A 22,770-nucleotide genomic window follows, 5' to 3' on the forward strand; every position below is an offset into this window, starting at 1 on the left:
GGGACAGGATGAAGCTTTGGCTGCGTCGGACAATTGGAATTCTTACTCTTGGTGGCGGTGCCATTGGCTTCGCGGCGGGATTGACGCTGCTCATATCTCGCAGCAATCCACTCGAGTGGTTGTTTTGTATCGCATTTATGGCCGTCTTCTGCGGGATGCGTCTATTGGAGGCGGCAAAGGGCGCGGAGCGCGCCACGCTTAAGTATTGGTTCGTGCAGGTCCCGTCCTTCAGCTCACCAATTATTGGTTACTTCTTATCAAGCGGCTTCCACGTAACGGTGAATCGCTGCAAGTAGCGCCTCTTAAGCTCAATGGCAATTTCATGATTGGCAGCGAATTTAACTACTCGCTTATGCAACCCGAGCAAACTTGGTCTATTGGATTCAATTTGTTCGCTGCTGCAATCGTCTGGTGGCTTGCTCGTACAGTGCGTCGTCTATCCCCTAACAATTCATTCAAGCCGAACCCGCTTCTCGGGTCGGCTTAATTCAGGCGTTAGCCGTCTAGAGAGGTATGCTTGAATTATCGAGTAGTTTTTACTGGTGGACCTGGCTCAGGGAAAACCGCCGTCATTGACTTTCTATGTCGTCTTGGTTATCAGAGTGCGCCAGAGGTGGGGCGGAAAGTCATCCAGTCACAAGTTAACTCTCAAGGTGTTGCGTTACCTTGGATGGATAAGAAAGCGTTTAGAGACGAGATGGTTTCTGAAGAAATTAGCAATTACAAAAACTATGGTAGTTCTATTCTTACCTTTTTTGACCGAAGCATAATTGACTCATACGGGTACAGTAAGCTTGAGGAAATACCAATATCCGATTGCTTGCTAAAGAGTTGCCATGAATTGGCCTATAACCTAAAGGTTTTTATTTTTCCTCCATGGGAGCTGATTTACGAGAATGATAAGGAGCGTAAACAGGACTTTAATGAGGCTGTTGCAACGTATGATGAAATGGTGAGGGCTTACGAATATTTTGGTTATGAGCTAATAGAAGTTCCCAAGGCTTCGGTTGAGGAAAGGGTTGAGTTCATCTTGCAAAGAACGCGCGACGGCTAACAAGTTCCTCAAGTTTACTCCGGGCCTTTGGCCCTCCGTGGGACCTACGCAGCTTCGCTGCTCCGGCCCCTTAGCAAAGCGTTATGCCTTGTAAACAAGGAAGCTAAACTATGTTTGAAGTACTTCACCCGCACAAAAACGAACTAATTACTCATCCGGAATATATTCAGCTTGCTGCTAAGAATGGTTTCCAATTGCCCAATGAATATGTGGGTGGCCGTTGCCCCGTCTGCAAAAGGCGAATGAAGGTAAGGGCTGGTCACAAAAAAGATGACGGGCATTTTTATCACAATGACAGCTTGTTCTGTCCAACTAAAGATCCTGCGTCACGACCGTATCTTGGTAAAACCCCTGCTAACGCAGATCCAGCTGCCGCCGCACGGAACCGCGAGTTTGCAAGGAGCAATATCAACGCTATATGGAGTAGGTTAAATGAAATGGTTCCCTACCTAGATCTGAGGGAGTTTGTTTCAATTCTAGAGGAGGGCAGGCGAATTAACGTCTATGGGTATGTGGATTTGGATCCGGCGCTTCTTCCTTATGTGTACGTGACGCTAATCAATTTTCTTCCTAGCAAAAGCCGTAATAAGCAACGAAAATTGAAGTTCTGCTTCTTCTACGAAACCGAGGTGGAAAATTATGAAGACCTTTGGATAGATAGGGGGCGGGAATGCCATTTGTCACGTATCTCGTACGATGGCAACCAGACGAAGAGAGTAAAATTATTTGAAATGGAACGGAAATATCTTTCGCGCCTGGAATACCCTCTTTCAGAGAAGCAGGAGCAATGGGTCTCTTCTGTATGCTAGGCATAACAAGGCAAATCCACTCGGACGCTTCGCTTTCGCTCAGCGCTGGTGATTTGCGACGTTATAAGTCAATCGAAACAATGTAGGAAATCACAAGATGGCAGAAGAAAAGAAAAAGGGATATCCAAAAATTGCGCAAGCGAACTGGTTTGGACTACGGGACAAATTGAAGCAAAGAGTCCCTGGAGAAATGAGTGCATCTTATGTCGCCAGTGCAATGGGAATGGCAGAGGGATCGGCCAGAGCTAATGTGGTTTCCCCGCTGAAGGCACTTGGAATAGTTAGTGAGGATTCTAAGCCAACCGAACTCGCTTACGATTGGCGTGATGATTCCAAATATCCAGAAGTGTGCGAAAAGATAATTGAATCAATTTATCCGCAAGAATTGCAGGATCTTTTTCACACTCCAGATGCCCAGCTATCAGATGTGACTTCTTGGTTTATGAGAGATGCAAAAGTTGGGGAGCCGGCAGCAAAAATGTTCGCGACCACCTACATTATGCTTCTTCAGAAAACGCCTCAAGCTGCTAAAGATGTCACCAAGCCCAAGGCAGCTAAACCAAAGGCCGACAGTCCCAAAAAGGCAGCGACAACAAAGAAAAAAGAGCCAGAGAGTAAACCTAAGCCTTCTGATGCACCAAATTCGAATCCAGCAGATGCTGGAAAAGCACATGGGTTTTCCCCTCGTTTGCATATCGACGTTCAAGTGCATATCTCTCCAGAAAGTTCGCCTGAGCAAATTGATAAGATATTTGAATCTATGGCTAAGCACCTCAAGGACTTCAAGAGCTAATGTTGGAAGATAATATCTCGAATGTACTAGCTAAGGTAAAAGTACTGAACGATGAATTAAGGGCTAATAATCTCCCTCCTGAAGATACCGGGCATAGTACTGAGCAGCCAATAATCTATATGTCTCTAGTCCAAGGTACACGTGGATACATAGAAAAGTTGTCTCATCAAATTAATGGCACCTATGAAAACGGTTGGTATGATGGCTGCGCGGTAATGATTCGCAGATTAATAGAAACTCTTATCATTGAGTGTTTTGAATCGAAAGGTATCGCGCACAAGATACAAAATACAACCGGAGATTTTATTTATTTAAGTGACCTAATTTCAGCTACTTTGTCTGAGAGTTCATGGAATATTGGGCGGAATGCAAAAAAATCGCTCAAAGCACTTAAAGATATTGGCGATAAATCAGCCCACAGTAGAAGATTTATCGCTCAGCGAAGGGACATAGACAACGTCATGGCAGATATAAGGAATGTAGTTCAAGAACTCATATATTTGGCATCGCTAAAGTGACTTATATGTACTAGCTCAGACCTGATCTGACAGTTACCCATTTTCCCCTGATGAGCCCGTTCATTGTTGTAATTAGGAGCCATTCCATACTTTCGCTGACGTAGCCGATAAAAAGCTCACGGTCTACGTTTTATGGAAGGCAACACCTTAATGAATACTGCGGCCAAGGAGTCGTCACATCCACTTCGACATATTGATATATAAGGGAAACCTGTGTCACAGTCTGAGACGAAAAATTGACAAATTTGTTTTAAATCAAATTCATCTTTTCTAAAGTGTGGCAAAACCTAGATTGTCGTTATCAGTACAAGTTGTACCGATACCAAGGAAGTTGTAAATGGAGCGCTGTTGTAACGGGAGTTCTCTCGTCTGCGTTTAATAAAAAGGAACGCATTTATGGATATCGCCATTTTAGTGGGAGCCGCAATACTGGTAGCACTCAATCTTCTATTTGCCTGGCGCGCGTACACTAGCCGCCTGCGGTTGAGTTTCAGTCGGCGTTATCACTGGCTGATGGCCAGCCTGATATTCGGCCCGATTGGCTATTATACTGTGCAAGGATTTCTCCCCAGTGAACTGTTTTGCGAGGAATAACTATAGGATGGCATGAGTAAGTGCCTGATCTGGGTCTTCAGACCTCCGCAATTGCGGTGCAATCCCCTGCTGCAATGCCTGTTTATAGTTCTGGTGCATACGCACTGCCATCGTGAGATCTGAGCGGATAGTTAACCGCCCTTCCCCGCCCGTTTTAATGCCAGCCATTTCGCACCATTTGATTAACTCACGTTTGCGGCCGGCAAGAATCAAATTAACACCTTGTTTGCGCAACTGTTTTTGCAGTTCATCAATCATTGACATCACGCTGATATCCATATGACTGAAACAGCTCACGGCATCTACGACCACACATTCCACTGGAGTTTCCTGTTCGGTAATACGGTGTAATAGCTGGCGCTTGAAGTAGACCGCGTTGAAATAGGTCAAGGGTGAGTTAAAACGATAGATCAGGATCCCGGGGATAGGTTTAGCTTTGTCCGTTTTGTCTAGGCTGCGCAGGATCCCCTTCTGGCTGATACCCAGCAGTTGGTCGGAAGGACGCATCACCAACCGAATAAACTGAAATAGTCCGAGCAAAACTGCCAGCGTAATGCCGGGAATGATCCCGATAAACAGCACCGCGAACAAGGTTATCGTGGCCAGCGTAAAAGCGCCATTATCCCGTTTTCGGAGGCTCCAAACCGCATGAAAGTCAATCAGCGACAACGATGCTATCACCAACACAATCCCCAAGGCTGGTGCGGGAATAAATTGCAACGGGGCGGTAAAAAACAGCACCACCAGCAAGATCATTAAGGCGCTGAATACCGATACCAACTGACTTTTGCCGCCGTTGGCATCGTTCACTGCGGTACGCGAATCGGCACCACTGATCGCAAATCCTTGCGAGATAGCGGCTGCAATATTGGCAATACCAAGCGCCCTAAATTCTTTATCCGCATCAATATCATAGCCGTTTTTAGCTGCAAAACTGCGAGCGGTCAGCATCATGCTAATAAAGCTAACCATGGCTAAGTTAAGCGCTGGCATAACTAATTCACGAATGAGTCCCAAATCAAACACCGGACTTTGAAACTCTGGAATACCACTTTTGGTTTCACCCACCACATCAACACCATAGTGCGCCACATTCAACAACCACGACAACAAGGTTGCGCCTGCGATGGCAACCATGGCGGCAGGCCATTGTGGACTTAGCCAGCGACAGAGCAAAAAAATCCCTAACGTCACCAAGGCGACGCCTAGCGTTGGCAAGTGGGTTAACTGCAAATATTCAACGCTGTGATACAAACGTTCCAACAAGTAACGGTCGGTATAGGTAAAACCACAAATATTCGCCACCTGCCCAACAATGATGGTAATTGCCACCCCGTTGAGCAGCCCGATAAGAATTGGTTTTGAAAGAAATTCCGCTAATACCCCAAAGCTGAAACGTGACGCCAGCAAACACCAAAATCCGGTCAATAACGTCATGGTCATCACCAACTGCCATTGCCGTACAGCATCGCCACCCGCAAGCGGCGTGACGACCGCCGCAATCACGGCGCAGGTAGCGGCATCGGGGCCGACGATCAACTGTTTTGAGGTGCCAAATATCGCATAGGCGAGCATAGGCAAAATACAGGCGTATAGCCCAGCTACCGCATTGACACCGGTCAGTTGGGCATAAGCGATAGCCACTGGCAAGGCGACTGCGGTTACCGACAGTGCAGCGCGCAAGTCATCTTTCAGCCAGTCACGCTGATACTGCAGTAATCCAGCCAGGCCGGGAAACCACTGGGAAAATCTGGAATTTTGAGTGATGGCGGAAAAGGTGACTTTGCTATCCATGTTGCTCCCGTCAACAAATATGGAAAACTGTCTTTTCACAAGTTATGACATGGAAATTGTGCAGTTGCGAGCCCCTTGAATGTATTTGATGAAAATTACAACGATTTAAAACAAACAGGGCCAGCAATGCCAGCCCTGATGATTATTACATGTCGCGTGCACATCATATGCGCACGCCTTTAGCGAAAACGGTAAACCACTGTAGTACCGCTGACTTCATTACCAATCACCAGCATAGGTGTACCAAATGGACTCTTGTCGGCAGGCACAAACTTCATGCCTTCAGGCCCCAGGTCGCCAGCCAGTTGAATATTCCCCTGATATTCACCAGTGTCGGTATCGACTGAAAAGTCGGTACTGAAGTCACGGTTTACAACGTAATCGACAAAGCTAACATCAAATGGATTGGTGATGTCATAAATCATGATGCCACCGGTACGCTCCAGCCCGACGAATGCATACATTTTATCGCCAACCTGACCAACTGCCAGCGCTTCTGGCTCTGGGCCTTTATCGTCACTGCGGCTGTCGCCCTTGTTTTCATCATTATTGTTGTTGAAGTCATTCCCCAGCACTGCGGCCGTAATGCGCTCAAAGTCGCTGGCAGAATCAAACACCATACGCCCGTCTGCATCGCGAATAGAGAATGAACGACCACCAAATGAATAGAGCTTGTCGTAATCACCATCACCGTCTTCATCCCCCATTGAGGTAGTCACTTTCAGACGCCCCAACAAGGTTTTGTCAGCAGCAGCGGCCACTTCAGGATTATTCGGGTCGAGCACGAGATCAGCGGCGCGAGCTTCTTCCGAGAACGCCGTATAATCACGAGCATCACCTTCGTTAGCCATCACCACAAAATTGGCGCCGTGCCATTGATAGCTGGCAACGGTGTCGGGTTGATACAGGCCATAAACCCCGGCATAACTGCGAATATTAACGCCGTCGTCTTTATCGCTAGCGTCAAGGGCATTTCCCGCGAGCCCATAATCTTTGGCTCCCAGTGCAATCAGTTTCTCGACGGTTGCAGATGCAATATCTATTCGAGCTAACGCATTGTTTTCCTGTAGGCTTACCCAAGCGGTTTTTGAATCGGCACTGACGGTGATATATTCCGGCTCCAGATCTTGTGCAACAGACGCACCAGGACCGTTGATTTTAATCTCTGGGCTGACTTCTGCCGCGCGGCTGCCGCCTACGTTAAAATCAGTAAAGGAAACTAATGTGGCACTGCTTGCCGGAACGCCACCGGTGATCTTGATAATGGCGACCGAACCTTCTGGATCGACGCTGTAATCGGTAGCAGGCTCACCTTCATCGGCAACCAATACCCAATTGCCATCAGGGCTGAAGACCACGTTATCAGGTAACGCCCCAACTTCTACAGCGCTAAGGTAACTGTAGCCACTGTCGCCGCGACGATAAAAGGCGATAAAGCCTTTATCCTGTGTTTTATTGCCGTTGATATCCGCACGCTCAATAGCAACCGCTAACAAATCGCCATGCAGTGCCAGACTGTTAACTCCGCCTAAGCGTTCCAGTCCTATATCAGCAGCCACATCCAATTCATTCAGCAATGGCATGTTATTCAGTGCCAAAGCCGCGTCACCGCTAACGGCGGTGGTGTTCGCTAGTCCAGAAGCCTCTAGAATATCGACTTTGCCACTGCGAGCATTTACCACCAAAACCTTGGCAGCCACGGAGTCATAATCAACAATTTCGGCTGCACTCAACCCGTAAACACCGCTGACATGACGTGCCATCAGCTCCATTTTCAAGGTGTCGCCACTATTTTTGCATAACTGCTGGGTAGCCGTAATTTCATCGGTTTCTAAGGTGCCATTGCCATTGCTATCCAGCCCAGTGTCAATCTGCTGTCCGCCATAAGGACAGGCGACATTACCAGCAGTAAGTTCGGTGACGTTCACCAAACTGTTCAGACCATTACTGCCATTGGCACCATTATTACCATCTTTACCGTCATCACCACTGCCACAGGCCGTCAGTGCAAGTGTCAATGATAAGCAAATCACAGAGCGTTGCAGTTTCATTTTGTCATCCATGTTTATTACAAATCAGCAACACGCTAAAGGGCTTTGATGACAGTCAGAAGGCAGAAATATTAACGGGCGATGACAAGGCTGATGGCAGTGCTCAGAGACGTAGTTTGTAACACTCTTACTGGTTGGCAGACCCATACAGACGCTTTACTATGTCGGTCCCGCAAAACCCGCATCGGGTTGAGAGTTATTCCTGAGGTTTCCTTGAGCGCAACAGTTTCGACACCGTCAACAACACCCGGCTTGCCGCTGATGTTAATTTTGCCAATGCTGGCGGCGATTATGGCCATCACGCCGCTTACCATTGATATGTACCTGCCAGCAATGTCAATTATTGCGGCAAGTTTTCATTCGGATGTCACAACGGTACAACAATCACTGAGTGTTTATCTGGCGGGATATTCCATCGGTATGTTGACCTTTGGCCCGCTGGCAGATCGCATTGGTCGTCGCCCACTGGTGATCGTTGGCCTCAGCGGTTTTTTGTTGTGCTGTATTGGGTTAGCGCTGTCACCGTCACTCAAGCTGTTCATGGTGCTGCGTTTCGTGCAGGCATTTATCGGTGCAGCCGCTACGGTTGTGGTTCCCGGTTATATCAAAGAACTGTACGGTGACAACACCGCCAAAGGCATGTCTTATGTCAGTCTGATCATGATGCTGGCGCCGTTGCTGGCACCCGGCATCGGCAGTTTTATTCTGGGATTTGGTCAATGGCCTTTAATATTTTTCATCCTAGCGGTTTATGCCGGACTGCTACTGCTATTGGTCAGCCTTAAACTTAGACTGCCGTCAGACGCAAAAGGCGCGCCGCACAGTACTCGCTCATTTTTTGGCAACTATGCAGTGGTGCTGACCCGCGCCGGGGTAAAACCCTACCTTGGCAGCGGTCTGTTGTGTGCCTTGGCATTTTTCTGTTATCTCACAGCATCGCCATTTGTCTATATGGAGGTGTTTCATCTGGATAAGTCGCTGTTTGCGATTTTATTCAGCTGCAATGTGGGAGCGCTGGCGCTGGCCAACATTATTAACTCACGGGTGGTCGGTCGTTATGGCCCCAAACGTATGCTGGCGGTGGCAACGCTCACAGGAACTATCTCCGCCAGCGCCTTAGTATTGGTTAATCTGCTGGGACTCGAATATTACTGGACCGTGATTACCCTGGCACCGCTGATGGGGTCGCTTGGGATTATGTCCGTCAATTCCGATGCCATTGTGTTGATGAAATTCAAGCAGGAAACCGGTACCGCAACGGCTGTTATCGGCACGCTGCGTTTTGGCATTGGCGCAATGGCGGGCCCAATTCTGGCCTTCTTTTATACCGGAACGGCGGTTCCCTTTGCGGCCATCATGTTGGCAGCCATCATGCTGGTTGGAGTCTGTCAGTTGTTTACCCGACCTAGGACGCTTAATCCTCAAAACGCTTCTTGAAGTACTTGATAATTCCGCTGATGTGGTTACGGCCTCCATGTTGAGGCCGTTTTGTTATCGGTAAAACCGCAGGATTTAATGGTGATGACCACCATCCCCATGCGCGTGACCATGTGCTACTTCTTCGGCGCTCGCGTCACGCACATCGATCACTTCCAGATCGAATGTCAATTCACGGCCAGCCAGCGGGTGGTTAGTATCAACGGTTACCATGAATTTGCCAACCTTGAGTACGGTTACTTGCCGTTGTCCGTGATCGGTGTTAATCACCGCAATCATACCTGGCTTCCATACTTTAGCACCTTGTAGGTGTTTGACGGCAACCCGCTGCTCAGCATCAGCAAGCCGTTCACCATAAGTTTCGGCCGCGGGCAGTGTCACGGTAAATTTATCACCGGTATCTTTGCCTTCTAAGGCTTTTTCCACCCCTGGCATCATATTCTTGTGCCCGTGCAAATAAGCAATTGGTGCCAGCCCTTCATTGCTTTCAATCACGTTACCCTGTTCATCCTTCAGGGTGTAATTTAACTGCACAACTTTGTCCTTGGTAATACTCATAAATCATCCTCAAGACCGCAAAAAATTTCGCCGCAGCTTAGCAGAAGCTACCCGCCTTCACCACTACTTGGCGGCAGCTTAGTGTCTTTGCGGCAGCTTAGTGTCCGGCTCCGGGCACAATCGCCAGATGTTCAATGCTGGACAATACGTCCAAATTTTTCAGCGCCAATTGACACACCCCGGAACTAAGTTGATGTCTGGCCGAACAATCAACACTCCAAGCGCGCAGCAAGTATCCGGCCAAGGCGGCGTTACTGTTAAGATGTAGTTCACCGTCTTGCATCCGATAATCCAACATGATCGCTTCAGGATGTTTTAATCCTGGATGGGGGATTAACACTAATGTTATCGGCTGTAACCAGGCGCTATCAGCTGCGGGTTGCTCGGCTGTTTTCGGCGATTCAGCACAAGGCTGCAACGCTTTGATACGGGTCACGACAAAATCGGTAAACTGCCGAGACTGCCGATCATATGCCCGCACATGCCAACGCTGGCCGTTATTCACCAAGGCATGGGGCACAATCTGCCTTTGGCTTTCCCCCGAAGACGTTGAGACATACTGCATATCCAGCGCTTCGCCCTGCTGAATTGCCCGCATCAATGCTGCGATGATCTCAGTATCTGGGTGAATTAAACGCACCGCATCGATACACACCTGACTTGGCACCAGCGGCTGAGATAGACCATCGCCAAAACCACGCGCTAGGCCGCTCAATACAGCTTCGGCATCGTGTTGAAATAGCGCTTTAAATCCGGGTTGCCGTTGATAATGGCGCGAAGGATGCACCAGTCTCATATTCTCTGGAGCCAATTCTCGATAAAGACTGAAGTCGCGGGTAGCCGCCGCCAGTCCTGTCGCAAATTTACCTATCAAATCCTGACGGCTAATCTGTCCGAAATACTGCAGGCAGAAGTCTATAAAGGCCAGCCGTTGGCGCTGACCATGATTCAACGCTTGTAATGGCTCCATGATGTTCTCTTTGCGAACCTAAAGATAAACACCACGTTAACCAAAAGACAACTTTCAAGCAATCATTTTGATTAGCAATTAATTAAGCCCCAGCGCCTTAAAAGTCTGCTTATCGGGAAAGCCATCGGCCACCAACCCTTTGCTTACTTGAAACGCCTGCAAACTGTTGCGCGAATTACTGCCGAGAATACCGTCGGGTTTCCCGGTATCGAACCCCAGTTCATTAAGGCGTTGCTGCAACGCCTTAATCTGCTGATGGCTCAAACGCGGTTGTTGAGGTGGCGCCTTGACCAGTTTGCTGGCACCGACAATACGATCCGCCAGATGACCGACACTGATCGCGTAAAAATCAGAACGATTCCAACGTTTAATGACATCAAAATTGTCATAACCCAGAAATGCCGGACCAGAGTGGCCGGCTGGCAGATACAAGGTCGCCAACATCTCTGTCTGCGGCAACGGCTGTCCATTTGCATCCGTCACGCCCAGTTGTTGCCATTGAGCTAACGATTGTTTGTCACCCAATAGCCGATAATCAAACCCGGCAGGTAGCCGAACTTCTCGGCCCCAGCGCTCGTTACGTTGCCAGCCGAGATGATGTAAGAAATTCGCCGCGGATGCCAACGCATCCTCAACGCTATTCCACAAATCAGCTTTGCCGTCACCATCGGCATCCACTGCATAACTGGCATAAGCACTAGGCATAAACTGGGTATGCCCCATGGCGCCCGCCCAAGAGCCCTGCATCTCTGATGCGGGGAAACCATAACGCTGACTGAGTTTTAAGGCGGTGATCAGTTCTTGGGTAAAAAATTCACTGCGGCGATGATCGCAGGCCAGTGTGGCCAATGAATCCAGCACGGGCATCTTGCCTTTGTAACCCCCGAAATTGGTTTCCATCCCCCAGAACGCCAGCAGATACTGCGGTGGAACACCATATTTTTGCAGCAGTTCCTGCAAAAACTGTCGATGTTCTGTCAGTAATTGCCGCCCCTTCATCACTCGCCAATCCGTTACTCGCTGATTGAAGTAACCTGCGAAGGTTTGGGTAAATTCAGGTTGCTGACGATCAAGTTCGATAACCCGCCGAACAAACTGCAGATTCTGCAGATGCGTTTTGATGGTCTCTTCAGAAATCCCCTCACTACGGGCCTTATCGGCAAATGTCACGATACATTGGGGAAAATCCGCCTCGACCTTGGCGGCGGCCGAATCAATATCTGCAGCGGAAGAGCTGGCACAGGCCTGCACGACCCACACCAAGGGTAACCATGTAATCACTTTCACCACAAACAGACTCCTTGCTGCCGTTGGGTACTGCTACACATCCTACCCACAGGTTCGGTGTTTTTTAAGCCCCACGACACAAATCCCGTACTAATCAGCTGAATTTTGAACGATTGCGCATCAATCCCAAGAACTCCTTGTTCGGTGTTTTTTAAGCCCCACGACACAAATCCCGTACCAATCAGCTGAATTTTGAACGATTGCGCATCAACACCAAGAACTCCTTGGTTGGCGCTGTCGATAACGTATAATGGCACGATAACCTTTTAGGGAACCTTAACCATGAATGATGTAAGTCCGGTTGTACAACGCTTTATCGCTACCATTAGTGAATCTCAACAGCTCTGGGGATTGCAAGATCCCACCAATGAAGAGTGGTTAGTGTGCGATTCCGGCGAATACGAAGATGCTGATGTGATGCCCTTGTGGTCGGAAGCGACGCTGGCGCAGACTCATTGTACGGAAGACTGGAGTGGATTTGTGCCAGTTGCTATCAGTGTCGATGATTTCTTGGAGTTTTGGGTTGAAGATCTGAACCAGGATGATGTGCTGGTTGGTATTGACTGGCGCAGCGATGACGACTGCGAAGAAATAGAAGCATTTGACCTTGGGCAACTGTTGGCGGATGTAGAAGCCGACGAAGACTGATGTCTCTGCCGCTTGTCGATATCCCCTTTGAGGTTCGTCACCACTGCTGGTTCTGTGGCGAACCTTGTAATTTGCAGTTTGATTATCATGCGCCCACGCATGCCGGCCATCCATCGCTGTCCGTTCCTGCCTGTAAAGAATGCCGTGATCTGGCAAAGATTCAGCCACTGACCTCCCTCTATGAATGCCGCACTGCGGTAAAAGATGCCCTGATGCGCCGCTATGTTAAACATTTAGCTATTGGCCTTAATTGGACCAAAGAGGAGTTAGAACAGGCTGACTTCACCTGTAAAACCCTGCAGAGTTTTCAGCGTAGCGCTTGGTTCATGTACGAGATTGCAAAAGACCGGATTAACTTTGCAGGATGGCCGCTGGTACTTGATGGCGTTCCGTTAGCACAGACGTTGCCTGATACACGTTTTAGCTTCGATGGCATAAACTTTAGTTCCGTTTTTGCCGCCATTGAGCATTACGGTAAAGCCATGGCGCTGGATAAGAGTTTTCTCAGCGGTATTGTGGCTATCATCGGCAAACAACGATTTGGTTACGCTATTCGTTTAGCACGCTTGCATCTTGTGTCCGATGCTGCCACAAAACGTCAAGTTATCAGAGAGTTGTTGCAGGATCAGTCAACCGCAAGCTGACGCATGCGTTCCTGTACCGTTTCCACTAACAAATCTGGCTGGAACTTAGAGATAAAGCGGTCACATCCCACCTTCTCCACCATTGCATGATTAAAACTGCCGCTTAATGACGTATTGAGGACAATAAATAATCCAGCCATTCGTTTATCGGAACGGATCTCATGGGTAAGGCGATAACCGTCCATCTTCGGCATCTCTGCATCGGTGATCATCATCAGGATTTCGTCCGTCGGCTTCAGTCCTTTATCACACCAGCCTTGCAGCATATCCAACGCTTGCTGCCCATCACACGCCTCTATGACCTCCAATCCTATCTGTCCCAAAGTGTCACGAACCTGATGCCGCGCAGTGGGCGAATCATCCACTATCAGCACTTTACGCCCGAGCATCTGCTGCAACAGCGCTTCATCCAGCGTTGATTCGTCCAAGCGCACGTTATAGTGGATAATTTCCGCCAGCACTTTCTCGACATCAATAATCGACACCAGTTCGGTACGTTCCTGATGCTGCACTTTGGTAATAGCGGTCAGATAATGGTTGTGACCGGCATTCTGTGGTGGTGGCATCACCTCGTTCCAGTTCATGTTAACGATATGCTCGACTTTCCCCACCAGAAATCCCTGCACGCTGCGGTTATATTCAGTGATGATCAGATTGGTATCAGCATCCAGCGGCATCGGCTTAAAACCAATCGCTTGACGCAAGTTGATAACCGGAATAGAAGTCCCCCGGATATTGGCCACCCCACAAATACAGGGATGACTGCCTGGCATCTGCGACAATCGCGGTAATTTCACCACTTCTTTAACTTTAAACACGTTAATGGCAAAAAGCTGGGTTGAATTGATACGGAATAACAGCAGCTCTAGACGGTTTTCACCCACCAGTTGCGTATGTTGGTCCACTGATTCCAAAATATTTGCCATAACTGAAGTTTCCCACTCGACTGCATTGAATGTACAGAATAGGCGACTATTATAACGACATAATGAAATGCTCTGCATGAGCCAGAGCAAATTTTCTTATGCAACATAATGTTGTAGGTACACGATAAAAAGAGCATAACCACGCTGGAGCCATTTGCATATGACCAAACGTACATTGTTGCTGCTGTTACTGACGCCCTTGCTAATCATAGCCTGCACCGTTATCGATCGACAGATCCCTGTTGTCAGTCATTTTCAAGCAAATGCCTATCTAGGCACCTGGTATGAAATCGCCCGACTTGATCACGGCTTTGAACGAGGATTAACTCATGTACAAGCAAGCTATCGCGAACAGGGAGATGCGCTGCTGGTACTGAATCAGGGCTATGATCCACAAACCGAAAAGTGGCAAAGTGCCAATGGTATCGCCTACTTCATTGACGAACGCGATAAAGGACTGCTAAGAGTCAGCTTTTTCCGTCCCTTCTACGGAGCCTACCAGATACACGCATTGTTACCATCTCAGCCACAAAATGGTCAGTACCAAAATGCAATTATCATGGGACCTAACAACAGTTATTTGTGGCTATTGTCACGCCAGCGGCAAGTCAGCGACGATGTCAAACAAACCTTTGTTGAACAAGCGGCGGCTTTAGGCGTTAACCCTCAACAGCTTATTTGGGTAGCTCAGACACCGGCGCTGACACCGGCAGAATAATCCAGCTGACAGATGCCACTGGGCTTGATTGCCAGTGTAACGCCAGCAAGCCCCCACAAATGGCGACTGTTCATGATATCAAACCCGTTAGCACGCAAGCAGTCATGCAATTCTGCATGATTGAAGCGATTTTGCTGCGGGTGTTCAAATAAACGGCGACTCAGCGGGTTACAGATAGCGGCGCGGTACAACTCTTCGATGACAAATGCACCACCAGGGCGCAGCACTCTGAAGACTTCTGCCACTGCAGCCTGCCAGTCTGGGACATGATGAAACACCGCAAAATCACACACCAGTTCAAAACTATTAGCGGCAAAAGGCAAGCGTGTGGCATCGGCTTGAAACAAGCTTAACCAGGACTTCTGCTGATAACGAGCCCCACAGTATTTGAGCATTTCGTCATCCAGATCAACTGCAGTAACCGTCCCCGCACCAAAACCCTCACGGATCAGTGAAATCCCCTGACCAAAGCCGCAACCAATCTCCAACGCATGTTCTACTGAGGGTAGATTATGGTTAAACAATCCCAACAACAGAGGCTGCTCCAGCTGCTTTTGCAACCATAACCTTGCAGGATGACGGACGATATAACGTTCCAGCTTATTAAGTTTCATAAACTTCCTCTGATAGCCATACTTGAATTTATTTGCCCCAATCCTTATATATCCTACGCTGCCGTGACATCTCAATTAAAGAAAGTAAGTTTTTTGTCGATAATATCAAGTGGAAATCGCTTATCAGGGCATAGTTATCATATGGCTGTCATAAAGATATGATGGAGTATGGGTTGTTTTAGCAAACCTGAAATGTTGCGGTAAAATCATTAAGCACAAGATTGGTATGCAGGTGCTTGAATTTTTTTAAAAAGGCGATTACAGTGTTTTGTCAGGCAATGAGTTCTTTCGCTAAAAAAGCTAAGGATATTCTATAGTTAAATTTAAAAAGCCAGCGTGGCTTCAAGTAAAAAAGGAGTGTGGCCTATGTCATACAAAGTAGACGGACATGAAATTACAGTTAATTTCCCTGTAGATTCTATTTCCATAAATAAAAATTCAATCGCCTTCACCGACAGGAAAGGCAAGAAAAAACAAACCTTCTCAAAACGCAGCGATGTCATCTCTTTTATGAAATGGCTGGTAAGCGCTAACAAGTAAACCTGCTTTATCGCCGGTTCGGTAAATAATCCTCTCAAACTACCGAATGCCTTGTGCAGATGGGACTGATGTAACAGATCAGCAATCGGGCAATATCACATTTGGTTCAGGCTGGATCCGTTCACGGATGACTGCCTGACCAAATGGGAATATTCTGCAAGTTCTATAATCATCATCTAAATTACCCATCGAAAGCGTTATAATGCGCTAAGTACTAGCGATAGTTGTTAGGAAATGCCCTTGACTAAACCTAATTGTCACGATGCGATGTTACTGATGCTGCATGAAATCAGGACAAAGATCCCTTTTGATCTACCTGAAACCACAATTTGCGGTGGTGATTGTCGCGGCTGCTCTAAGAAAATGCTGGAGTTACTGGATACCGAAGTAGGTTATTGGGAATCTGTTATTGAATGGCAGCAACCCTCATTGGCAGATTTAAAAAACCTGCAACAACTGGCGCAGCGAACTTTCAAAATATTGCAACGTAACAAATTGGTATAAATTTACTTTTTATCAAACTTTCGCATATATCTTGGCAACATGGATTCGTTGCCCAATAATCCCCCTTGATGAATATACATTATGGGCTGTTGAGGATGCTGTTGTTTGTAATTCAGCATCAATAACCACGCTAATGGATCGTATAATAATTCAAACATCACCCCTGCCTGAGCCAACTGCTGCCATATTTGATAAAACTCAGGGTAGAGCTTGCCGAAATGATATTTTTTGGGGGAACTTATTATCCTGGGATGACAACGGTCATCTGGGCAAAGCGTTGCAAACTGTTGTCGCAGATAATTGTCTCCGCCCACCACAGCACAGGTGATGACTTCAATATTAATTTTATTGTCATAAAAATATTTGCTTAAATATAATGCGGTAGTGCCAGTTCCCGACGGCAGAAATAATTTAAGTCCGGTAATATTCTCACCAACAGCCCAGTCATGGATTTCCTGTGCTAATTGCCTAACGCCATATTCTGCCGCTTGGCAACGCCCCCCCTCGGGTACAAACAATGCCGCTGACAATGTTGGTAAAATGGACTCACGCAGATATTCACCAACCGTTAGGCCATATAGTTCCTTCGCAGCCACTGGAACAATTTCCGCCCCCAGAGCCAGTGCTGCTTTATAGTTACCTGACGGAGTTTGTTGTAACCACTGTGGCAGGTGATCAACATAAAATTTTAATTGCCAACCTTTTAGTGCCGCTAACGCCGCCATAGAGTACAAGGAGTTGGCCTGAGCTGAACCATGGCCTATCAATAGACGAACTTCTGAAAAATCCTGATCTAGGAAATAACGAAATTTGCGGGCTTTATTCCCACTAAATTGCGGATGCAACAGATCATCGCGTTTTAGATAAAACTGCTGTCCACGAAATTCAAAAGACTGCACTGGGGTTTGTGCCAGTAAAAATGGGGCTATCAGCATAGATGCAACAACGGTTTTTCAGTACTTGCGATTGTAAAATACCCGCCGTCACAGCGCCAAGTTAAAACAACCACTAACTGGTCAAATCTACCAATGAGATTCCACATAAAATAATAATTCATTTATATTCAAATAGTTAAACTTTGGCACAAATATAGCTAATGTCACACTTAGATAAGTGATAAATCCTAATTATGATAACAGGAGCTATGACATGGGCGTTTTGCGTCTTCTCTTTAATATCGCTTGGTTTGTACTGGGTGGCTTTGTGATGGGCTTAGCTTGGTGGCTGGCGGGACTGATCTGCTTTATCAGCATCATCGGCATCCCCTTTGGCCGCGCCTGCTTTGTTATAGGAGAGATGACATTCTGGCCATTCGGTCAAGAACACGTCAGCCGTGATCAGCTTTATGGTCGTGAAGATATAGGTACTGGCCCTTTGGGATTCATTGGCAACCTTGTCTGGTTCGTTCTGTTTGGTATCTGGCTGGCAATAGGTCACATCGTCCATGCATTGGGGTGCTTTATTACCATCATAGGAATCCCTTTTGGTATCCAGCATCTGAAACTGGCATTGTTAAGTCTGACACCTATTGGTAAAACAGTAGTGTCTTCACATTAACGTTCCTGAGGCCTCTCATAAACACGGAGGCCATATTCGCAATTGCAATAGACACGAGCCGCTGAAGAAACAGCCTAGCTTGTTGCCTGTTTGAAAACAGTGACAGCTGAGCTGCCGCAAATCGTCCTACCGATTCGGCCCCTTTCCACGACTGCAACAGCTAAATCACAGCCATTTGCTCATTAGGTTATCCGGCTAGATTGAAAACACCTTGACAATGTTTAATACATTTTTATAACAATTAAACAAGAATGATTTGTCACCGGTGATGGCAAAATCTATGCTTCAAAACATCCTAATGAATAGATCTTTATCAATTGGCAAAGGTGCCATATAACAACCGAGGCGATGCAAGCTTGAATTGCTGGCTGATGGTTTATCTGCGTTTTAGTAGCCAATTTAAAACACCCCTGACACTGAAACAATTATAAGCAGATCCCGCATTTGCGGATATGGGGTTAGTCAGCAAGTGTGGTTATCTGAGCATTTAGCCCGTTAGCGCTCAAGAATGGCAACATATAATGGCAATGGGAGGTGAAAAATGAAATCTACCGTAATCATGTCAGCGTTAGCAGTAATATCGTTGACGCTATTGATAACTCCGTTAGCCGCCAGTGCTAACCCACATCAGGATTTACCACCAGGACTGCAAAAAAAGGTGCAGCAAGGTAAACCGTTACCACCAGGGTGGCAAAAACGTTATCACAAGGGAGATATTCTCGATAATGATATCTATGGTCGGGCCAAAGTGGTGATACCACTTGATAGTGATGGACTTATCACAGTAAGCATTGAAGGAACCCTGTTTCGTTTACACGAGAAAACCCGGCAAATTGTTGAGATTCTTACCCACTGACGACAACCGTTTTTCAGCAAAAAAGCACCACAGTCAGCGGTGCTTTTTAAATATGCCAACACAATAGACTAACGACCATCGAGCATACGGCCAATGCCGCCCAGCACAGACCCCTCACCCCGATCAGAGCCCCCCATTGACGGTGCGTGGGCAATAATCCGGTCGGCCATACGTGAGAACGGCAAGCTCTGTAACCAAACGGTGCCATGCCCCTGTAATGTTGCCAAGAACAACCCTTCACCACCAAATAACATCGATTTTAATGAGCCAGCACGCTGAATGTCATAGTCAATTCCAGGCGTAAACCCTACCAGGCAGCCAGTATCCACCCGTAGCGTTTCCCCTTGCAGTTCTTTACGGATCAAGGTGCCACCAGCATGAATAAAGGCCATCCCATCACCTTTAAGGCTCTGTAAAATAAAACCTTCGCCGCCAAAAAAACCCGCACCGAGTTTACGATTAAATTTCATACTGACATTGGTCCCTAGCGCTGCCGCGAGGAAACTGTCTTTTTGCAGGATTAACTCGCCGCCCACTTGTTCGAGGTCTATCGCCAGAATTGTCCCTGGATAGGGGGCCGCAAACGATACTCGCCGCTTACCATAACCCGCATTCGTAAAATGAGTCATAAATAGACTTTCGCCGGTAAGCACTCGTTTACCGGCGCCCATCAGCTTACCGAAGAAACCGGATTCAGGTTCCGAGCCATCGCCCATACGCGCCTCAAAGCTGATCCCTTCTTCCATGTATGTCATCGCGCCAGCTTCGGCAATTACGGTTTCGCCAGGATCCAGCTCTACCTCAACCAGTTGCATGCTTTCACCAATGATTTCGTAATCCACTTCATGACAACGTTTGCTCATTTACCATCCCTCACGTTTTGGCAGGCAGCCCTGCCCTCAGTAGCCTAATCGATTGTGCTGTTGTTATGACATAAAATGTCATAGGTGGCAATTATGATTTGGCTGATGCAGAAAAAATTACTACGTATAGTTGTTACTAAGACTTCAGATGCTTGTAGCCGAAGGCTCTCGATACTTGTTTCCAGCACCAACCAGTTTAGACTAGGCTTCATTTTGATTTAATTCCTAACGACAGATGCAAAACTACTCTCTGTTAGCAGCATTTATTCCAACATTTCTACTGGTTTCTGCTACGCCTGGCATGTGTATGACACTGGCGATGACGCTGGGGATGAGCATAGGCGTTCGTCGCACCCTATGGATGATGTTAGGCGAACTGACTGGCGTTGCGCTTGTCGCAGTAGCCTCGGCAATGGGGGTTGCGGCGTTGATGCTGCAACATCCACAGCTATTTCAGGGACTGAAATATTTAGGTGGCGCATATCTCATCTGGGTAGGTATCAATATGTGGCGCACCCATACCGATATAGGTGCGGCGTTACCGTTAGCAGATGTTCGCCCTTATACCTTAATATCCCAAGGGTTTGTTACCGCTATCGCCAATCCTAAAGGATGGGCGTTTATGATCTCACTGTTACCGCCCTTTATTGACCGTGATATGGCAATGGCCCCGCAATTGACGGCGTTAGTTGGTATCATCTTGGTGACAGAATTTAGTTGTCTGTTGACTTATGCCAGTGGTGGAAAAGGTCTGCGACTGTTTTTAAGCAGAGGCAACAATGTACGCTGGATGAATAGGATTTCCGCAGTATTAATGATAACTGTGGGGCTGTGGTTGGCATTTGATTGATAGTATCAGGCAAGTTGTGATGTGGTCGCTTGTTCACGAGGATAATTGCGCCGAAGATGCAATTAGGCCGTAACTGCTTTAACAGGAATGATTTCGGATGAAAATTGAGTACTCTCCTATTGGTATTGTTCATAGCCCATTTCAGCAACAAGCGGGGACACCAGTGCAGCCATCCAGGGCTAATAATGTACAGGGGCATATTGAATTATTGCCCCAATATGTTGAAGGTTTAGCCGATCTGCAAGGTTTTTCCCATATTGTACTGCTATGTCATCTGCACCAATGCAGTGGTTTTCAGATGAAGGTGACCCCTTATCTGGACGACAATCAACGGGGACTCTTTGCAACTCGCTCGCCACGTCGCCCTAACCCAATAGGTCTCTCTGTTGTCGAATTATTATCAATCGAAAACAATCTGCTGCACATCCAGAATTTGGATCTGCTGGATGGGACTCCCGTGCTTGATATCAAACCTTATGTGGGTGAATTTGATCATCGCCAGGGAGCTAGATTTGGGTGGTTTGAACATGCTAAAACGATAACCACCGCCGATAATCGCTTTTGCAACAACAAGTCATCATAAAAAAGGGTGGCATCATGCCACCCTCTTGCCCTATCAGCGCGCCTAGAACGGTGCGTCAATATCGACTACATCAACCAGTTTGTGGTTCACAAACTCTTTCAAACCCAGTCCCAGCAACTCACGGCCATAACCGGAATTACGGATACCGCCAAACGGTAAATCGGCTTTCACCATGGTTGGATGGTTTACAAACACCATTCCGGTAGAGATCCGATGCGCTACCTTTTCACCGCGTTTCAGATCAGAAGTAAATACCGAGCCCCCAAGGCCAAACGGGGAATCATTGGCAATACGTACGGCATCATCTTCATCTTTAGCCCGTAAAATCATCGATACCGGACCAAAAAATTCCCAATAGAATGCTGGGTTATCAGACGTTACATTGGTGAGAATAGTTGGCTGCACAAAAGCACCGGTTTGCGGCACTTTAGGCCCGACTTCAGTCGCAGTTGCACCGTGAGCAACCGCTTGCCGAATTTTCTCTTTCACTTCATCTGCGGCAGATTGAGATGACAAAGGCGCCAAGGTGGTGGTTGGATCCATTGGATCACCTGCTTTCAGGCCAGCGACACCTTCTGTATATTGACTCAGGAACTGGTTATATACCTTATCAACAATAATCATGCGCTTAGACGATACACACACTTGACCACCGTTCCAATGTCGACCAAATACCGCCCATTTAACGGTTTTTGGCATATCGGCATCTTCCAGCACCACAAAAGCATCGGCGCCACCAAGTTCCAGTGTGGATTTTTTCATGGCTTTACCGGCTTGGGCGGCAACCACGGCACCCGCACCTTCAGAACCAGTCAAGGCCACACCGTGTACCCGAGGATCGTTGATAATCTTTTCAATCTGGGAACGGGTCGCATACAGATTCTGGAACGCGCCATGAGGCAAGCCCGCATCGCGCATCAGGCTTTCAAATGCTGCGGCGGCTTGAGGTACATTGGATGCGTGTTTCAGTATGACGGTATTTCCGGCTGACAACTGCGGTGCCAAAATACGAGCAATCTGATAATAGGGGAAGTTCCAAGGTTCAATCGCCAGAATGATACCCAGAGGTTCATGCACCAATGTGGCCTGACCTTCTGCAGGATCGGCAACGGCGAGTTTTTCTGGGGCCAACAGTTTTTCAGCGTATTTCACATAATATTCAAGGATCTGTGCTGATAATTCAACTTCAGCTTCGGCTTCAGCAATCACCTTCCCCATTTCTAGGGTCAGTACTTCAGCATATTTACGCTTGTTGTCACGCAGAATGTTAGCGGCACGTTGCAAAATCTCAGCGCGATGAGCAAAAGAGGTTTCACGCCATTTCAAGAATGCGGCGTGAGCATCAGTGATCGCCTGCTCAACCTGTTCATCTGTTGCATCTGGGAATTTCTTTACCAGCTCACCGGTGTAAGGGTTAACGGTTGCATAACTCATAAATAAGACCTCCTGATCTATTATCCGTATTACACGGAAAATAATGATGATATTTCCATCATCATTACTATCGGGTTTAACCTTACTCCTGAATATTTATCAGATCCAGCTATTTAGTGAATAGCGAGATAAATTTTTATTTATCTCAAATAGTGATACTTATTGTTT

The 22,770-nt window shown here is 47.3% G+C and carries 26 protein-coding genes; 16 read left to right on the top strand and 10 right to left on the bottom strand.

Translation table 11 applies throughout. The annotated features are described in order from the left end of the window. The first annotated feature begins 8 nt into the window (after window positions 1-8). The 6 genes from IE064_RS01065 to IE064_RS01090 all read left to right on the top strand — a co-directional run bounded on the left by IE064_RS01065 (window position 9) and on the right by IE064_RS01090 (window position 3,768). Window positions 9-296, top strand: coding sequence for a hypothetical protein (locus tag IE064_RS01065; protein ID WP_189615656.1), 288 nt, complete (start codon window positions 9-11; stop codon window positions 294-296). Window positions 297-517: 221 nt separating this feature from the next. Beyond that, a complete protein-coding gene (locus IE064_RS01070) occupies window positions 518-1,054 on the top strand; it encodes an AAA family ATPase (protein WP_189615658.1) in 537 nt (178 codons plus the stop codon). A 110-nt stretch (window positions 1,055-1,164) separates the two neighbouring features. Beyond that, complete coding sequence (locus IE064_RS01075; protein WP_189615660.1) at window positions 1,165-1,863, top strand: hypothetical protein; 699 nt, start codon at window positions 1,165-1,167, stop codon at window positions 1,861-1,863. A 97-nt stretch (window positions 1,864-1,960) separates the two neighbouring features. Beyond that, window positions 1,961-2,656, top strand: coding sequence for a DUF5343 domain-containing protein (locus tag IE064_RS01080; RefSeq protein ID WP_189615662.1), 696 nt, complete (start codon window positions 1,961-1,963; stop codon window positions 2,654-2,656). After that, window positions 2,656-3,174: a DUF4145 domain-containing protein gene (locus IE064_RS01085; RefSeq protein ID WP_189615664.1), complete on the top strand. Its 519-nt coding sequence runs from the start codon at window positions 2,656-2,658 to the stop codon at window positions 3,172-3,174. The genes IE064_RS01080 and IE064_RS01085 overlap by 1 nt, the downstream gene beginning before the upstream one ends. Window positions 3,175-3,570: 396 nt before the next feature. Further along, window positions 3,571-3,768 (top strand): hypothetical protein, encoded by a 198-nt coding sequence (locus IE064_RS01090; protein ID WP_189615666.1) that lies wholly within the window; start codon window positions 3,571-3,573, stop codon window positions 3,766-3,768. On the opposite strand, the gene IE064_RS01095 is transcribed toward IE064_RS01090, so the two are convergent. Further along, window positions 3,769-5,562, bottom strand: coding sequence for a SulP family inorganic anion transporter (locus IE064_RS01095; RefSeq protein ID WP_189615669.1), 1,794 nt, complete (start codon window positions 5,560-5,562; stop codon window positions 3,769-3,771). Between the two features lie 179 nt (window positions 5,563-5,741). Next, window positions 5,742-7,613, bottom strand: coding sequence for a choice-of-anchor I family protein (locus IE064_RS01100; protein WP_189615671.1), 1,872 nt, complete (start codon window positions 7,611-7,613; stop codon window positions 5,742-5,744). Between the two features lie 261 nt (window positions 7,614-7,874). Here IE064_RS01100 and IE064_RS01105 point away from each other — a divergent pair, with 261 nt between their 5' ends. Next, window positions 7,875-9,050, top strand: coding sequence for a multidrug effflux MFS transporter (locus tag IE064_RS01105; RefSeq protein ID WP_189615988.1), 1,176 nt, complete (start codon window positions 7,875-7,877; stop codon window positions 9,048-9,050). A gap of 75 nt (window positions 9,051-9,125) precedes the next feature. Here IE064_RS01105 and IE064_RS01110 read toward each other — a convergent pair whose 3' ends face one another. The 3 genes from IE064_RS01110 to IE064_RS01120 all read right to left on the bottom strand — a co-directional run bounded on the left by IE064_RS01110 (window position 9,126) and on the right by IE064_RS01120 (window position 11,841). Next, window positions 9,126-9,608: an FKBP-type peptidyl-prolyl cis-trans isomerase gene (locus IE064_RS01110; protein WP_189615673.1), complete on the bottom strand. Its 483-nt coding sequence runs from the start codon at window positions 9,606-9,608 to the stop codon at window positions 9,126-9,128. Between the two features lie 97 nt (window positions 9,609-9,705). Then, complete coding sequence (locus IE064_RS01115) at window positions 9,706-10,578, bottom strand: helix-turn-helix transcriptional regulator (protein WP_189615675.1); 873 nt, start codon at window positions 10,576-10,578, stop codon at window positions 9,706-9,708. Between the two features lie 78 nt (window positions 10,579-10,656). Further along, complete coding sequence (locus IE064_RS01120; RefSeq protein ID WP_283166066.1) at window positions 10,657-11,841, bottom strand: lytic murein transglycosylase; 1,185 nt, start codon at window positions 11,839-11,841, stop codon at window positions 10,657-10,659. A gap of 306 nt (window positions 11,842-12,147) precedes the next feature. Between IE064_RS01120 and IE064_RS01125 the strand changes: the two genes are divergently transcribed. After that, entirely contained in the window at window positions 12,148-12,513 is a 366-nt protein-coding gene (locus IE064_RS01125) for a DUF2750 domain-containing protein (protein ID WP_189615677.1), read from the top strand. After that, window positions 12,510-13,157 carry a hypothetical protein gene (locus IE064_RS01130; protein WP_133037581.1) on the top strand — a complete coding sequence of 216 codons (648 nt, stop codon included), beginning with the start codon at window positions 12,510-12,512 and terminating at the stop codon, window positions 13,155-13,157. The genes IE064_RS01125 and IE064_RS01130 overlap by 4 nt, the downstream gene beginning before the upstream one ends. Here IE064_RS01130 and IE064_RS01135 read toward each other — a convergent pair. Continuing rightward, window positions 13,139-14,083 carry a chemotaxis protein CheV gene (locus IE064_RS01135; RefSeq protein ID WP_189615679.1) on the bottom strand — a complete coding sequence of 315 codons (945 nt, stop codon included), beginning with the start codon at window positions 14,081-14,083 and terminating at the stop codon, window positions 13,139-13,141. The two genes, IE064_RS01130 and IE064_RS01135, sit on opposite strands and share 19 nt — an antisense overlap. A 160-nt stretch (window positions 14,084-14,243) precedes the next feature. Between IE064_RS01135 and IE064_RS01140 the strand changes: the two genes are divergently transcribed. After that, on the top strand, window positions 14,244-14,801 hold the full coding sequence (locus tag IE064_RS01140; RefSeq protein WP_189615681.1) for a lipocalin family protein: 558 nt from the start codon (window positions 14,244-14,246) through the stop codon (window positions 14,799-14,801). Here IE064_RS01140 and IE064_RS01145 read toward each other — a convergent pair. Then, window positions 14,771-15,415 carry a class I SAM-dependent methyltransferase gene (locus IE064_RS01145; RefSeq protein WP_189615682.1) on the bottom strand — a complete coding sequence of 215 codons (645 nt, stop codon included), beginning with the start codon at window positions 15,413-15,415 and terminating at the stop codon, window positions 14,771-14,773. The genes IE064_RS01140 and IE064_RS01145 overlap by 31 nt on opposite strands. A 366-nt stretch (window positions 15,416-15,781) precedes the next feature. Between IE064_RS01145 and IE064_RS01150 the strand changes: the two genes are divergently transcribed. Next, window positions 15,782-15,955 (top strand): hypothetical protein, encoded by a 174-nt coding sequence (locus tag IE064_RS01150; protein WP_133037585.1) that lies wholly within the window; start codon window positions 15,782-15,784, stop codon window positions 15,953-15,955. Between the two features lie 240 nt (window positions 15,956-16,195). After that, a complete protein-coding gene (locus tag IE064_RS01155) occupies window positions 16,196-16,459 on the top strand; it encodes a hypothetical protein (RefSeq protein ID WP_133037586.1) in 264 nt (87 codons plus the stop codon). 2 nt (window positions 16,460-16,461) lie between these two features. Here the strand turns inward: IE064_RS01155 and IE064_RS01160 are convergent, their stop codons facing one another. Continuing rightward, window positions 16,462-17,394 carry a pyridoxal-phosphate dependent enzyme gene (locus IE064_RS01160; RefSeq protein ID WP_189615684.1) on the bottom strand — a complete coding sequence of 311 codons (933 nt, stop codon included), beginning with the start codon at window positions 17,392-17,394 and terminating at the stop codon, window positions 16,462-16,464. A 214-nt stretch (window positions 17,395-17,608) separates the two neighbouring features. On the opposite strand from IE064_RS01160, the gene IE064_RS01165 reads away from it, so the two are divergent. Then, window positions 17,609-18,016 carry a YccF domain-containing protein gene (locus IE064_RS01165; protein ID WP_133037589.1) on the top strand — a complete coding sequence of 136 codons (408 nt, stop codon included), beginning with the start codon at window positions 17,609-17,611 and terminating at the stop codon, window positions 18,014-18,016. Between the two features lie 541 nt (window positions 18,017-18,557). Then, window positions 18,558-18,872 (top strand): hypothetical protein, encoded by a 315-nt coding sequence (locus IE064_RS01170; RefSeq protein ID WP_189615686.1) that lies wholly within the window; start codon window positions 18,558-18,560, stop codon window positions 18,870-18,872. A gap of 68 nt (window positions 18,873-18,940) precedes the next feature. On the opposite strand, the gene IE064_RS01175 is transcribed toward IE064_RS01170, so the two are convergent. After that, entirely contained in the window at window positions 18,941-19,735 is a 795-nt protein-coding gene (locus IE064_RS01175; protein ID WP_189615688.1) for a TIGR00266 family protein, read from the bottom strand. Between the two features lie 235 nt (window positions 19,736-19,970). Between IE064_RS01175 and IE064_RS01180 the strand changes: the two genes are divergently transcribed. Both IE064_RS01180 and tsaA read left to right on the top strand, forming a co-directional pair. Further along, window positions 19,971-20,585, top strand: coding sequence for a LysE family translocator (locus IE064_RS01180; RefSeq protein ID WP_189615691.1), 615 nt, complete (start codon window positions 19,971-19,973; stop codon window positions 20,583-20,585). A gap of 97 nt (window positions 20,586-20,682) precedes the next feature. After that, window positions 20,683-21,168: a tRNA (N6-threonylcarbamoyladenosine(37)-N6)-methyltransferase TrmO gene (gene tsaA, locus IE064_RS01185; protein ID WP_133037593.1), complete on the top strand. Its 486-nt coding sequence runs from the start codon at window positions 20,683-20,685 to the stop codon at window positions 21,166-21,168. Window positions 21,169-21,210: 42 nt separating this feature from the next. Here tsaA and IE064_RS01190 read toward each other — a convergent pair whose 3' ends face one another. Beyond that, window positions 21,211-22,602: an NAD-dependent succinate-semialdehyde dehydrogenase gene (locus tag IE064_RS01190; RefSeq protein WP_189615693.1), complete on the bottom strand. Its 1,392-nt coding sequence runs from the start codon at window positions 22,600-22,602 to the stop codon at window positions 21,211-21,213. Between the last annotated feature and the right edge of the window lie 168 nt (window positions 22,603-22,770).

The sequence above is a fragment of the Shewanella fodinae genome (assembly GCF_014651955.1).
GTDB classification, from domain to species: Bacteria; Pseudomonadota; Gammaproteobacteria; order Enterobacterales; family Shewanellaceae; genus Shewanella; species Shewanella fodinae.

What these genes read in the sequence shown, in the direction of transcription:
- IE064_RS01065 (WP_189615656.1), top strand. Translation starts at nt 9, where the DNA reads ATGAAGCTTTGGCTGCGTCGGACAATTGGAATTCTTACTCTTGGTGGC.
- IE064_RS01075 (WP_189615660.1), top strand. Translation starts at nt 1,165, where the DNA reads ATGTTTGAAGTACTTCACCCGCACAAAAACGAACTAATTACTCATCCG.
- IE064_RS01080 (WP_189615662.1), top strand. Translation starts at nt 1,961, where the DNA reads ATGGCAGAAGAAAAGAAAAAGGGATATCCAAAAATTGCGCAAGCGAAC.
- IE064_RS01085 (WP_189615664.1), top strand. Translation starts at nt 2,656, where the DNA reads ATGTTGGAAGATAATATCTCGAATGTACTAGCTAAGGTAAAAGTACTG.
- IE064_RS01090 (WP_189615666.1), top strand. Translation starts at nt 3,571, where the DNA reads ATGGATATCGCCATTTTAGTGGGAGCCGCAATACTGGTAGCACTCAAT.
- IE064_RS01095 (WP_189615669.1), bottom strand. Translation starts at nt 5,562, where the DNA reads ATGGATAGCAAAGTCACCTTTTCCGCCATCACTCAAAATTCCAGATTT.
- IE064_RS01100 (WP_189615671.1), bottom strand. Translation starts at nt 7,613, where the DNA reads ATGAAACTGCAACGCTCTGTGATTTGCTTATCATTGACACTTGCACTG.
- IE064_RS01105 (WP_189615988.1), top strand. Translation starts at nt 7,875, where the DNA reads ATGTTAATTTTGCCAATGCTGGCGGCGATTATGGCCATCACGCCGCTT.
- IE064_RS01110 (WP_189615673.1), bottom strand. Translation starts at nt 9,608, where the DNA reads ATGAGTATTACCAAGGACAAAGTTGTGCAGTTAAATTACACCCTGAAG.
- IE064_RS01115 (WP_189615675.1), bottom strand. Translation starts at nt 10,578, where the DNA reads ATGGAGCCATTACAAGCGTTGAATCATGGTCAGCGCCAACGGCTGGCC.
- IE064_RS01125 (WP_189615677.1), top strand. Translation starts at nt 12,148, where the DNA reads ATGAATGATGTAAGTCCGGTTGTACAACGCTTTATCGCTACCATTAGT.
- IE064_RS01135 (WP_189615679.1), bottom strand. Translation starts at nt 14,083, where the DNA reads ATGGCAAATATTTTGGAATCAGTGGACCAACATACGCAACTGGTGGGT.
- IE064_RS01140 (WP_189615681.1), top strand. Translation starts at nt 14,244, where the DNA reads ATGACCAAACGTACATTGTTGCTGCTGTTACTGACGCCCTTGCTAATC.
- IE064_RS01145 (WP_189615682.1), bottom strand. Translation starts at nt 15,415, where the DNA reads ATGAAACTTAATAAGCTGGAACGTTATATCGTCCGTCATCCTGCAAGG.
- IE064_RS01150 (WP_133037585.1), top strand. Translation starts at nt 15,782, where the DNA reads ATGTCATACAAAGTAGACGGACATGAAATTACAGTTAATTTCCCTGTA.
- IE064_RS01160 (WP_189615684.1), bottom strand. Translation starts at nt 17,394, where the DNA reads ATGCTGATAGCCCCATTTTTACTGGCACAAACCCCAGTGCAGTCTTTT.
- IE064_RS01165 (WP_133037589.1), top strand. Translation starts at nt 17,609, where the DNA reads ATGGGCGTTTTGCGTCTTCTCTTTAATATCGCTTGGTTTGTACTGGGT.
- IE064_RS01170 (WP_189615686.1), top strand. Translation starts at nt 18,558, where the DNA reads ATGAAATCTACCGTAATCATGTCAGCGTTAGCAGTAATATCGTTGACG.
- IE064_RS01175 (WP_189615688.1), bottom strand. Translation starts at nt 19,735, where the DNA reads ATGAGCAAACGTTGTCATGAAGTGGATTACGAAATCATTGGTGAAAGC.
- IE064_RS01180 (WP_189615691.1), top strand. Translation starts at nt 19,971, where the DNA reads ATGCAAAACTACTCTCTGTTAGCAGCATTTATTCCAACATTTCTACTG.
- tsaA (WP_133037593.1), top strand. Translation starts at nt 20,683, where the DNA reads ATGAAAATTGAGTACTCTCCTATTGGTATTGTTCATAGCCCATTTCAG.
- IE064_RS01190 (WP_189615693.1), bottom strand. Translation starts at nt 22,602, where the DNA reads ATGAGTTATGCAACCGTTAACCCTTACACCGGTGAGCTGGTAAAGAAA.